Below are 12,390 nucleotides of genomic sequence, written 5' to 3' on the forward strand. Positions count from 1 at the left end.
GATGAAATGCGAGCGGCGTCCGCAATGCGGGCGGTCAGTGTTCGGGAAAGGCAGGCGGGCGTCGCGGCCGTTCAGAAGGTGTCGAAGTGCAGTTCGTCCGGGGCCGTCACCAGCGCCAGCCCGGCCTCGCCGTAGCTGCGCGCGCGTGCCTGTGCCGGCTTCCTGCCGTTGCGCGGCACCGCGACCGGCCGCCGCGGCGCGGGCGCCTGGCTGGTGCGGAAGAAGCTCATCAACTGCTGCAACTGCTCGGCCTGCGCGCTCATCTCCTCGGCGGTGGCGGCCAGTTCCTCGGAATTGGATGCGGCCTGCTGGGTGGTCTGGTTGAGCTGGCCGACCGCGGCATTGATCTGGCCGACGCCGGAGGTCTGTTCCTCGGAGGCGGCGGTGATCTCCTGCACCAGGTCGGAGGTGCGCTTGATCGACGGCACCATCTGGTCGAGCAGCTTGCCGGCGTTCTCGGCCAGCTCCACGCTGGAGCTGGCGACGTCGCCGATCTCCTGCGCGGCCACCTGGGCGCGTTCGGCCAGCTTGCGCACTTCCGCGGCGACCACGGCGAAGCCCTTGCCGTGCTCGCCCGCACGTGCCGCCTCGATCGCCGCGTTCAGCGCGAGCAGGTTGGTCTGGTAGGCGATGTCGTCGATGATGCCGATCTTGTGCGCGATCTGCTTCATCGCCGCAACCGTGGAGCGTACCGCTTCGCCGCCCTCGATGGCTTCGCGTGCGGCCTTGCCGGCCATGCCGTCGGTGATCTTGGCGTTTTCGGTGTTCTGCGCGATCGAGGCAGTCATCTGCTCCAGCGAGGCGCTGGTTTCCTCCACGCCCGCGGCCTGCTCGCTGGCCGCGTGGCTCAGCGACTGCGCGGTGGCGCTGACTTCCTCCGAGGCGCTGGCCAGCGCCTCGGCGTTGATGTTGACCTCGCCGACCACCTGCGCCAGGCGCGCCACCGTGCCGTTGATGCTGTCGCACAGTTCCTTCAACTGTCCCTGGCACGCCACGTCGGCGGTGCGGGTCAGGTCGCCGTCCTCCATCGCCTTGAGCACCTGGCGCGCTTCGTTCAACGGCCCGATCACCGCGTCCAGGGTCTGGTTGACGCCGTCGACGATGCGGCGGAAATCGCCGTGGTGCAGACCGGCATCGGCACGCACATCCAGGCGCCCGGCGCCGGCAGCCTCGACCAGCAGGTTGGTGTCGCGGATCAGCGCGCGCAGATTGGTGCGCACCTGCTCGATGGTGTCGTTGATGAAGGCCTTCTTGCCGGGCAACTGCGCCATCGGCGCATCGAAGTTGCCGCGGCCGAATTCGGCGACCACGCCCATCGCCTGCTTCTTGACCGCGATGTGGCCCATGACCATGCGGTTGATGCCGTCGGCCATGCTGCGGAAATCGCCTTCGAAGCGCTGGCTGTCGATGGTCACGTCGATGTCGCCGGTGTCGTGCTCGGCGGACATGTGGTTCATCTGCGCGATCAGCCCCAGTAGGTTGCGGCGCACCTGTTCGATGGTGTCATTGATAAACGCCTTCTTGCCCGGGAAGCTCTCCAGCGGCGCCTGGAAGTTGCCGCGACCGAATTCGGCGATGCAGGCCATGGCCTTCTTCTTGGTCGCGATGTGGTCGCCGACCATGCGGTTGATGCCCTCGGCGATGGCGCGAAATTCACCTTCGAAGCGCTGGCCGTCGATGACCGCGTCGATGTCGCCTGCGTCGTGCTCGCGCGACATGCGTGCGATCTCGTCGCCGATCTGGCGCACGTTGCCCTGCACCTGGCGCAGCGCCAGCAGGATTTCGCAGGCCTGGTCGTTGCGCACGGTGGGCAGCACCGCCTCGAAATCGCCCCGGGCGAAGCGGCTCAGCGTGGTGGTGGCGATCCGCAGCGAGCGCGAGATCGCATACGCCAGGTAGGCGAGCACCGCGCCGCTCAGGACCGCCGCGGCGATGGCCAGCGCCAGCACCTGGCCTGGCGGCAGCGCCAGCGCGAAGCCGGCCGCGCTGGCTGCAAGCGGCAGCAGTACCGCGATGCAGCAGCCAGTCCATAGTTTGGATGAGAGTGAGGTGGCGTTGGACATCGCGGTGTACCTATGGGTGATGGAGTGGCGGGTCGCGGACATGTGGCGACCAGTTTCGGGGTGGGCTGTTGCGGGGATCAGAAGGTTTCGAAAGCGGTTTCGTCGAGCCGCGTCGCCGCCGCGGGAGCGGCGCCGGTCCTGAAGAAGTTCATGAGCACCTGCAGTTGTTCTGCCTGGCTGCTTACTTCTTCGGCCGTGGCGGCCAATTCTTCAGCGCTGGCCGCCGATTGCTGGGTGGTTTGGTTGAGCTGGATCACCGCGCAGTTGATCTGGCCCACCCCATAGGTCTGTTCCTCGGAGGCGGCGCTGATCTCCTGCACCAGGTCGGAGGTGCGCTTGATGGACGGCACCATCCTGTCGAGCGGGCGCCCGGCGCTTCCCGCCAGGTCCACGCTGGACCCTGCCACGTCGCCGATTTCGTGCGCGGCGACCTGGCTGCGCTCGGCCAGCTTGCGCACGTCCGCGGCGACCATGGCGAAGCCCTTGCCATGCTCGCCGGCACGCGCGGCCCAGCCCAGCAAGCCGGCGCAGGCCAGCGTCGCGGCCGCGACCGGGCCCAGCGCCGTTCCCTGCGCAAGCGGAAGCAACAATGCCGTGGCCGTGGCCGCGGCAGCGGCGGGCAGGGCGACGGCGATGGTCGCCGTTGTCAACAATGTGGTCGCAATCCGGGAGCGATGAGACATGGCAGCGGTTCCTGGCTAGCGTCTGGGAGTGAGCCGGTGCGCGGCGGCACCGGCGTGCGGGACGGGGTCAGGCCGCCAGCGAATCTGTCGCCGGTTCCATCTGGGTCAGCAGCGAGGGCACGTCCAGGATCAGGGCGACGTCGCCGCTGCCAAGGATGCTCGAGCCGCTGATGCCCTTGACCCCGGCGAACACCTTGGCCAGCGGCTTGATCACGGTCTGCCATTCGCCCAGCAGCGTGTCCACGACCAAGCCGAAGCGCTGCGCGCCCTGGCGGATCACCACGATGCTCTCGCGCGGCGGCGGCGCGCCGGCGATGCCGAACAACGAACGCAGGCGCACGTATGGCAGCACCCCGCCGCGCAGGTCGATGTAGTCGCTCTGGTAGTTCGGCGCGAATTCCACGCATTCCTCGACCACGTCCAGCGGCACCACGAACACCGACTTGCCGACCCCGACCTGGAAGCCGTTGATGATCGCCAGGGTCAGCGGCAGCCGCACCGAGATGGTGGTGCCCACGTCCTGCTGGCTGCTGATGTCCACGCTGCCGCGCAGCGCGGTGATGTTGCGCTTGACCACGTCCATGCCGACGCCGCGGCCGGACAGGTTGGTGACCTTTTCGGCGGTGGAGAAGCCCGGTTCGAAGATCAGCGCGAACACTTCGCGGTCGGACAAGCTGCGGCCGGGTTCGATCAGGCCGCGCTCCAGCGCCTTGGCCAGGATCCGCTCGCGGTTCAGGCCGCCGCCGTCGTCGCTGATCTGGATGACCACGCTGCCCGAATCGTGGAAGGCGTTGAGCCGCACCGTGCCGCGCACCGGCTTGCCGCGCGCCTGGCGCAGCTCGGCCGGCTCGATACCGTGGTCCATCGCGTTGCGCACCAGGTGGGTCAGCGGATCGGCGATCTTCTCCACCACCGACTTGTCCAGCTCGGTGTCCTCGCCGTTGACCACCAGCACGATGTCCTTGCCCAGTTCGCGCGCCACGTCGTGGACCACGCGATGGAAGCGGCTGAAGGTGCCGCCGATCTTGACCATGCGCAGCTGCAGCGCGCTTTCGCGCACGTCCTCGACCAGTCCGGCCAGGATCGAGGTGGATTCGAGCAGTTGCGCATCGCCGGTGCGTTGCGCATTGGCGCCGGTGCTGGCGACGGCGATGATCAGCTCGCCGACCAGGTCGATCATGCGGTCCAGCTTGTCGGCATCGACGCGGATCGAGCCGCCATCCTGCGCGCGTGCGGCGGCCGGCGCTGCGGCAGCGGCAGGAGCGGTCGCGGCCTGGGCCTGGGCCTGGGCAGCGGGCGCCGGTGCGGCCGCCGGCGCCGGGCTGTCGAAACCCGCGAAGTCGTCGGCGTGCGCCTGGGTGCCGGCCTCGGCCACCAGCAGCGGCAGCTCCAGGTTGGCGGCGTCGCCGTGCGGATCCACCGCGACCACCTGCAGCTCGCAGTCGTCGCGGACGAATTCGAAGATGTCCTCGATTGCCGATTGCGGCGCGTCCGAGCGCAGCAGGATGTCGAAGCCCAGGTAGCAAGCTTCCGGATCCAGCTCTGGCAGCGCCGGTACGCGCGCGTGGCGGGTGCGTACCGCCTCCAGCGTGCCCAGGCTGCGTAGGCAGCGGATCAGGTGCAGCGGCGAGTTGCCGAAGCGCAGCGCATCGCTGAACAACTGCAGCGAGATCCGCCAGTAGCCGGTCTGCGCCGCGGTGGTGGCCGCGACTGCGGCGGCGGCCGGCGCCGCGTCCGGTTGCAGGTAGGTGTGCAGGCGCGCCAGCAGCGGCGCGCCTTCGGCGGCGAGCACCGCTTCGTCGGCCTCGGCGCCGGCCGCCGCTTCCACCAGCGCGCGGATGTGGTCGCAGCAGGCCAGCATCAGCTGGATCAGCTCCGAATCCAGCGCCACCGCGTTCTCGCGCACCAGGTCCAGCACGCTTTCCACCACGTGGGTGAAGCCGACCAGTTGCGCCAGGTCGAACAGTCCGCCGGAGCCCTTGATGGTGTGCGCGGCGCGGAAGATGGCGTTGACCGCGTCCGGACCGGCTTCGCCGCGTTCGGCTTCCAGCAGGTTGCGTTCCATATCCTCGAGCAGGTCGCGGCTCTCGGCGATGAAGGTCTGCAGCAGTTGAGCGAAATTCATGAGCTGGCGCCGATCAGTGGAAGGTGTCGCCAGCGCCGGGCGCGAGCGTGTCGCGCAGGCCGAGCAGGTCGAGTGCGTCGTTGACCGGCGCGCTGCAGCCGTCGAGTTGGAACGGCCGGCCCAGCGCGCGCAACGCGGCCTGGGTGGCGAGCAGCAGCTGGATGCCGGTGGCGTCGATTTCGGTGACCGCCTGCAACTGCAGCTGCAGGCCGCCGGGGTGGTCCAGCGCCGGCAGCAGCAGCGGCTTCAGTTCGCCGGCGCGGCGGATGGTCATGTCGCCGTCCAGGCTCAGTTGCAGCGGCGGGGGCGGGGAGTCCGGGAGTTTCGAGCGCATGGCATGTCTCCGATTCGAGCAGGGGGAACGTCGAAATCCCGGGCCGCGGCGCGGGTACTGAACAGTAGGTTGGAATTGGCTGTAAGCAGATATCGGCGCTTTTCGGGAATATTTAGGCCCAATTGCAGATTTGTCTCGCAAATCCTTGATAAGGATGAGCGGTTCATTCTTGTGAGCGGCACCCCATTCCAGTTGCACCGGGCGCCGCTTGGCCACCCCGAAACGGATGCATGCGCCGTGCCAACGCCGCGTTGGCGCCGGCACGACAAAAAACGGCCGGGGAGGCCGGCCGTTTTCGGAGCGTTCGCGTGGCGCGCAGCCTCGCTGCGCGACCGGGTGGATGGCATGCCGCTGCGCGCAGGCGTCCTGCGCGCGGCTCAGGGCCTGGGCGTCAGCGCGGCGACAGCGCCGCCAGCAGGCCGCGCGCGGCGTTGAAGCGGTCCGCCGCTTCCGGCAGCGGCAGCTTCAGCTTCAGCTTGTCCGGGCCGTCCATCGCGTACAGCCTGGGCTGCTTCTGGATCATCTGGATGATGGTCATCGGATCGACGTCGGGCTTGGCCTCGAACACGATGCGCCCGCCGTTCTCGCCCAGTTCCAGCTTGCGGATGCCCAGGGTATTGGCCTGCAGCTTGAGCTCGGCGATCGCGAACAGGTGCTTGACCGCATCCGGCAGCAGGCCGAAGCGGTCGATCATCTCCACCTGCAGCTCGCGCAACTGCTCGCTGTCGCGGGCGCTGGAGATGCGCTTGTACAGGGTCAGGCGGGTGTGCACGTCGGGCAGGTAGTCGTCCGGGATCAGCGCCGGCACATGCAACTCCACTTCGGCGCCGCGCGCTTCCTCGCCGGCGTCCAGGTCCGGCAGCTTGCCCTGGCGGATGCTGCGCACCGCGCGTTCCAGCAGTTCGGTGTACAGGCTGAAGCCGACCTCGGCCATCTGCCCGCTCTGGTCCTCGCCGAGCAGTTCGCCGGCGCCGCGGATTTCCAGGTCGTGGGTGGCCAGGGTGAAGCCGGCGCCGAGTTCGTCCATCGAGGCGATCGCGTCCAGCCGCTTCTGCGCATCGCCAGTGATGCTGCGCCGGTCCGGTACCAGCAGGTAGGCGTAGGCGCGGTGGTGCGAACGGCCGACGCGGCCGCGCAGCTGGTGCAGCTGGGCCAGGCCGAAGCGGTCGGCACGGTTGATGACGATGGTGTTGGCGTTGGGGATGTCGATGCCCGATTCGATGATCGTGGTCGACAGCAGCACGTTGAAGCGCTGCTTCTGGAAATCCAGCATCACCCGTTCCAGTTCGCGCTCGGGCATCTGCCCGTGGGCGATGCCGATGCGCGCTTCGGGCACCAGCTCGCTCAGCTCGCGCTGCATGCGGCCGATGCTTTCCACGTCGTTGTGCAGGAAGTACAGCTGGCCGCCGCGCGCCAGCTCGCGCTGGAACGCCTCGCGCAGCAGCGCGTTGTCCCAGGCGGTGACGAAGGTCTGCACCGCCAGCCGGTTCGGCGGCGCGGTGGCGATGATCGACAGGTCGCGCAGCCCGGCCATGGCCATGTTCAGCGTGCGCGGGATCGGCGTGGCGGTGAGGGTGAGCAGGTGCACGTTGGCGCGCAGCGCCTTCAGCGCTTCCTTTTGGCGCACGCCGAAGCGCTGTTCCTCGTCCACCACGACCAGGCCCAGGTCCTTGAACTTCACGTCCGGCTGCAGCAGGCGGTGGGTGCCGATGATCACGTCGATGCCGCCGTCGGCGACCTTCTCCAGCTCCGCCTTGATCTCCTTGGCGCTCTTGAAGCGCGACAGCACTTCCACCCGCAGCGGCCAGTCGGCGAAGCGGTCGCGGAAGTTGCGGTAGTGCTGTTCGGCCAGCAGCGTGGTCGGCACCAGCACCGCCACCTGCTTGCCGGCGCTGGCCGCGGCGAATGCGGCGCGCACCGCAACCTCGGTCTTGCCGAAGCCGACATCGCCGCAGACCACGCGGTCCATCGGCTGGCTGCTGCCCAGGTCGCGCAGGGTGGCCTCGATCGCGGCCAGCTGGTCAGTGGTTTCCTCGAACGGGAAGCCGGCCGCGAACGGCTCGTACATGGCCCGGTCCACCTGCAAAGCCAGACCGGCGCGGGCGCGGCGCCGCGCCTGGATCTCCAGCAGTTCGGCGGCCACGTCGCGCACCTTCTCGGCGGCGCGGCGCTTGGCCTTGCTCCATTGCTCGCCGCCCAGCGAATGCAGCGGCGCGGTGTCGGCCGAGGCGCCGGAGTAGCGGCTGATCAGGTGCAGCTGCGCGACCGGCACGTACAGGCGGTCGCCCTTGGCATATTCGATCTCCAGGAACTCGCCGGGCATGCCCCCGGCATCGAGCACGATCAGCCCGCGGTAGCGGCCGACGCCGTGGTCCTCGTGCACGATCGGCGCGCCTTCGGTCAGCTCGCCGAGGTCGCGGATGATCGCTTCCGGCTCGCGCCCGGCGCGGCGCGTGCGCCGCGGCTGGCCGGCGCGTTCGGGGAATAGCTGGCGCTCGGTGAGCACCGCGATGTGCGGGTCGTCGAGGGCGAAGCCGTCGTCCAGCGGCGCCACCGCGATGGCGAATGCAGCCGGCATAGCCTCGACGCCGGCAGAGTCGAGCCCCTCTCCCGCCGGCGACCGAAGGGAGTCCCCGTGGGAGAGAGGGGTTGGGGTGAGGGTACGACCGCTCGCGACCTGCTTTTTCTGTGCAGCTGTGGAAGAGACAGAAGCAGACGAAGCAGCAGCTTTCTTCGATGAAGACGCCGCGAGCGTCGTACCCTCATCCGGCGCCTCGCGCCACCTTCTCCCGGTGGGAGAAGGGAGGAATGCGGCGAAGTTTGGGATCACCTCGGGCTTCAGCCCCGCTGCGGCCAGCACTTCCAGCAGCGCTTCGCGGCGGCCCGGCGAGTCGGCGGCGATCAGCACGCGGCCCGCGTAGCTGCCGAGGAAGCTCTTCAGCGCCTCGGCCGGGGCGGCGTCCTTGGCCGCTACCGGCAGCGGCGGCAGCGGCTGGTCGCCCAGCGCCTGCGCGTCCTCGATGCGCGCGTGGTCGGCGGCCCACACCTCGATGCGCGGCAGGCCGTTGAGCTTTTCGCGCAACGTGTCCGGCGCCTGATACAGCTCCTCGGGCGCCAGCAGCGGGCGTTCCACGTCGTGGCGGCGCTGCTCGTAGCGGTTCTGGGTCTGCGCCCAGAACGCATCGGCCGCCGCACCCACGCCCGGCGCGAGCAGCGGCAGCACCGTCTCGCCCAGATAGTCGAACAAGGTGGCGGTGGCATCGCGCGCCGCGCTGCCGGCGCTGCGCGCTTCCTGGAAGAACAGCGGCAGGTAGTACTCGATGCCCGACGGCGCCAGCCGCGCTTTCAGGTCCTGGTACAGCGCGCTGCGCCGGGTGTCCACGTCGAAGCGTTCGCGCAGCGTGGCCAGCACCCGCTCCACGCTGACATCGTCCATCGGCACTTCGCGGCCGGGCAGCATCTTCACTTCCTGCACGTGGTCCAGCGAGCGCTGCGATTCCGGGTCGAAGGCGCGGATCGAGTCGATGTCCTCATCCAGCAATTCGATCCGCAACGGCGTGTCCGCGCCCATCGGGTACACGTCGAGCAGGCCGCCGCGCACCGCGAAATCGCCCGGGTCCATCACCTGCGGCACGTTGCGGTAGCCGGCGCTTTCCAGGCGGCGCTTTTCCGCCTCCAGGTCCAGGCGCTGGGCCACGCGCAGGTCGAAGCTGCCGCCGACGATGTAGCGCAGCGGCGCCACGCGCTGCATCAGTGTCTGCACCGGCACCACCACGATGCCTTGCTGCAGCGTCGGCAGCCGGTGCAGCGCCGACAGGCGCTGGCTGATGATGTCCGGGTGCGGACTGAACTGGTCGTAGGGCAGGGTTTCCCAATCCGGGAACGGCACCACCGGCAGGCTGCCGTCGCCGGCCAGCAGCGTGTGCAGGTCGGCCTCGATCTGGTGCGCGCTCTGGTTGTCGCGCGCGACCACCAGCAGCGGCCCGCGATGCGCCGCGGCGGCGCAGGCGATGTGCCATGCCAGCGCGGTCGAGGACGCAGGGGCGCGCCAGAAGGCGCGGAGCTGGCCGGATTTGGGCAGCGGCGGAACGGGGAAGGAAAGAGGCGCCATGGACCGACTAGTTTAGCAAGCTCGGGACCAGGGACCAGGGACCAGGGACCAGGGACTCGGGACTCGGGACTCGGAAAAGCGTGGCGCGGCGGTTACGGGTGTGCGGTGGCGGGGAGCGGGGGTTAGTTGCCCAGTTCCAGCACTACCCGCACCAGGCCCGGGGTGTCCGGGTGCGGCATCGGCCGGAAACCCAGCGATTCGGCCAGCTGCAGCATCGGCAGGTTGCTTTCCAGCACGTCGCCGTAGAGCCGGTCCAGGTACTTGCGCCGCGCCCACTTGACCAGCTTGCGCATCAGCTGCCGGCCCAGGCCCTGACCGGCCACGAAGCTGCTGACCAGGATCGCGTACTCGGCCTCGCGGGTGCCGGGGGTGATCGCCGCGCGCGCCACCGCGCCGACCACCGCTTCGCCAGGCGGCAGCGGTTCGGCCGCGACCAGGGTCAGTTCCGTCTTCGGATTGGGATGGGTCAGCCGTTGCGCCATGTCTGCGGTCAGTTCCGGCACCGAATGCAGGAAGCGTTCGCGGATCTCGGTCGGCCCGAGCAGGCTGAAGGCGCCTTGCAGCGGTGCGCTGTCTTCCGGCCGGATCGGCCGGATCAGCAGCTCGCGGCCGCTGGGCAGGGTGAAGTTTTCATGCCACGGCGGCATGCGGTTGCGGGTAGCCATTGCCGGACGATCCTCGACGGAGCCTGGATTCTCGCATTACCAAGGGCGGATGCCGTGAACGCAGCGCTCACCGCGTTTGCCTACGCTGTGCACGATTTTTCGATGAGGATAGGCCATGTCCGGCAGCGGCGATTCGCGGCGCGCCATTTTCTTCGCACTCGGTGCCAATCTGGCCATCGCCCTGGCCAAGGGTGCGGCGGCGCTGGCCACCGGCTCGGGCGCGATGCTGGCCGAGACCGTGCATTCGCTGGCCGATTGCGGCAACCAACTGCTGTTACTGCTGGGCATGCGCCAGGCCAAACGCCCGGCCAGCGCCGAGTATCCGCTGGGCTACGGCCGCGCCATCTACTTCTGGTCGTTCCTGGTGGCGGTGATGCTGTTCTGCATCGGTGGCATGTTTTCGGTGTACGAAGGCGTGCATAAGCTGCTGCAGCCCGAGCCGCTGAGCAGTTGGGGCTGGGCGGTGGGCGTGCTCGGGTTCGCGCTGGTCGCCGAAGGCGTGTCGCTGCGTAGCTGCCTGCAGGAGATCGCAAAGGTGCGCGGTGGGCGTTCGCTATGGACCTGGTTCCGCGAAAGCCGCCAGGCCGAGCTGATCGTGATCTTCGGCGAGGACCTGGCGGCCTTGCTCGGCCTGGCCCTGGCGCTGGCCGCGGTGCTGCTGACCGTGCTGACCGGCAATCCGCTGTGGGACGCGCTAGGTACCATCGCCATCGGTGCGCTGCTGATCGTGGTCGCGGTGCTGGTGGCGATCCAGATCAAGGCGATGCTGATCGGGCAAAGCGTGGACCCGGCGATGCAGCGGCAACTGCATGCGTTCTTGCAGGCGCAGCCGCAGATCGAGCGGGTGATCCACCTGGTCGCTGTGCAGCTCGGCGAGGACGTGATGGTGTCGGTGCAGGCGACGCTGCGCCAGAAGCACGACGCGGCGGCGCTGCTCGCCGATATCACTTGCATCGAGCGCGGCCTGAAGCAGCAGTTTCCGACGGTGCGCTGGAGCTTCTTCGAGCCGGAGCCGGGCGCCGCCGCGGTCGCTTCCGGCAGCTGAGCGGCGTCGCTACAGTGGCGCCCGGCCCATCGTCGGCGACAACCCCATGCGATGCCCGCGGTCAGCCGCCGGCCCTGCTGGCGCAGGTCGATCTGGCGAAGATGCCGCACGCCATGCGCTGCCGCAGGACGCCGTGGACGAGGCGCTGTACGCCGCCTTGAATCGCAGCGGGCACAAGCTCGGCGGCTACCCGGAGTTCACCCAGCAAGGTCCGCGCACCGCGCAGGATGCGCAGGTGCTGCTGCAGCTGGACAGTGACGAGCACATGATGTGGCGCGACAGCGGCATCGCCAACTTCTTCGTCGATCCGGCCAACTTGCGGCGCGGCGATTTCAGCCGGGTCGCCTACAACTTGGATTGCGATTGAGCCAGTGCTACGCGCGCGCTTGCGACGTGCCGGGATGCCGCAAGCGCCGCCTCACTCCTCGCGTTTCAGCCACTCCAGGCGGGTGGACGCGCCCGCTTCGCCCAGGTGCGCCTTCAGCGCCGGCAGCGCGCTCGCCAGCGCCTGCTCGAACTGCCAGGGGGGATTGAGCAGCAGCATGCCGCTGCCGTTGAGCCGCAGCGGGGAATCGTCCGGGCGCACCTGCAGCTCGGCCAGCAGCACCGAGGTGGCCGGCATCGCCGCGGCCTTGCGGAAAAATGGCTGCAGGCTGCGGCGCTGCTTGATCGGATACCACACCGCGCACATCGCCTGCGGCCAGCGGGTGAGGGTTTCGCGCAGGGCCGCGGCGATCAGGGGGTATTCGGCGTCCTGCGATTCGTAGGGCGGGTCGATCAGCACCAGGCCGCGGCCGATCTTGGCCGTGCCGGCCTTCGGCGGCACGAACGCCTTGATCGCCGCATAGCCGTCGCCGGCATGCACCTGCACGCGGCGGTCGTTGCCGAACAGCGCCTTCAGTTCGGCCGCTTCCTCGGGTTGCAGTTCGCAGGCGGCGAGCCGGTCCTGTTCGCGCATGGCCTGGGCGATCAGCAGCGGCGAGCCAGGGTAGGCAACCAACGCACCGACCGGATTGTCGGCCTGCACCGCGCGCAGGTAGCGTTCCAGCACCTCGGGCAAGGTTGGTTGGCCCATCAGCTTCAGTACCCCGGCCGCGGCCTCGCCGGTCTTGCGCGCCTCGCTGGCGGCGAACAGGTAGCGGCCGCGCCCGGCGTGGGTGTCGAGCACGAAGAACGGGCTGTCCTTGCGCTTGAGCGCATCGATCAGGGCAAGCAGCACGGTGTGCTTGAGCGCGTCGGCATGGTTGCCGGCGTGGTAGGCGTGGCGATAGTTCATCGCGGCAGTGTACGGGCGGGCGGGGGTTGCGGCTACGCTGCGCGCCATGTGTGCGCCCGCCGCCCCGTGTGTCCTCGTCATCGAGGAC

General features: G+C 69.1%; 8 protein-coding genes and 1 pseudogene. 2 read left to right on the top strand and 7 right to left on the bottom strand.

From position 1 onward, the window contains the following. Positions 1–71 precede the first annotated feature (71 nt). The 6 genes and pseudogenes from E4A48_RS03755 to E4A48_RS03780 form a co-directional block, all read right to left on the bottom strand. A complete protein-coding gene (locus E4A48_RS03755) occupies positions 72–2,063 on the bottom strand; it encodes a methyl-accepting chemotaxis protein (protein ID WP_142741914.1) in 1,992 nt (663 codons plus the stop codon). Between the two features lie 10 nt (positions 2,064–2,073). Beyond that, a pseudogene (locus E4A48_RS03760) lies at positions 2,074–2,572 on the bottom strand (methyl-accepting chemotaxis protein); the annotation flags it as partial. 241 nt (positions 2,573–2,813) lie between these two features. Then, positions 2,814–4,871, bottom strand: a complete 2,058-nt coding sequence (locus E4A48_RS03765; RefSeq protein ID WP_142741915.1) for a chemotaxis protein CheA — start codon at positions 4,869–4,871, stop codon at positions 2,814–2,816. Between the two features lie 13 nt (positions 4,872–4,884). Further along, positions 4,885–5,205: an STAS domain-containing protein gene (locus tag E4A48_RS03770; protein ID WP_142741916.1), complete on the bottom strand. Its 321-nt coding sequence runs from the start codon at positions 5,203–5,205 to the stop codon at positions 4,885–4,887. 391 nt (positions 5,206–5,596) lie between these two features. After that, a complete protein-coding gene (gene mfd / locus E4A48_RS03775; protein ID WP_142741917.1) occupies positions 5,597–9,316 on the bottom strand; it encodes a transcription-repair coupling factor in 3,720 nt (1,239 codons plus the stop codon). 122 nt (positions 9,317–9,438) lie between these two features. Then, entirely contained in the window at positions 9,439–9,981 is a 543-nt protein-coding gene (locus tag E4A48_RS03780) for a GNAT family N-acetyltransferase (protein ID WP_039005405.1), read from the bottom strand. Positions 9,982–10,096: 115 nt separating this feature from the next. Here E4A48_RS03780 and E4A48_RS03785 point away from each other — a divergent pair, with 115 nt between their 5' ends. Further along, on the top strand, positions 10,097–11,026 hold the full coding sequence (locus E4A48_RS03785) for a cation diffusion facilitator family transporter (protein ID WP_039005404.1): 930 nt from the start codon (positions 10,097–10,099) through the stop codon (positions 11,024–11,026). Positions 11,027–11,159: 133 nt separating this feature from the next. Further along, positions 11,160–11,393: a DUF1963 domain-containing protein gene (locus tag E4A48_RS03790; protein ID WP_039005403.1), complete on the top strand. Its 234-nt coding sequence runs from the start codon at positions 11,160–11,162 to the stop codon at positions 11,391–11,393. A 51-nt stretch (positions 11,394–11,444) separates the two neighbouring features. Here the strand turns inward: E4A48_RS03790 and E4A48_RS03795 are convergent, their stop codons facing one another. Continuing rightward, positions 11,445–12,302, bottom strand: coding sequence for a 23S rRNA (adenine(2030)-N(6))-methyltransferase RlmJ (locus tag E4A48_RS03795; RefSeq protein WP_039005402.1), 858 nt, complete (start codon positions 12,300–12,302; stop codon positions 11,445–11,447). Positions 12,303–12,390: the final 88 nt, after the last annotated feature.

Origin of the sequence: Xanthomonas translucens pv. cerealis, assembly GCF_006838285.1 — a bacterium.
Classification (GTDB): Bacteria; Pseudomonadota; Gammaproteobacteria; order Xanthomonadales; family Xanthomonadaceae; genus Xanthomonas_A; species Xanthomonas_A cerealis.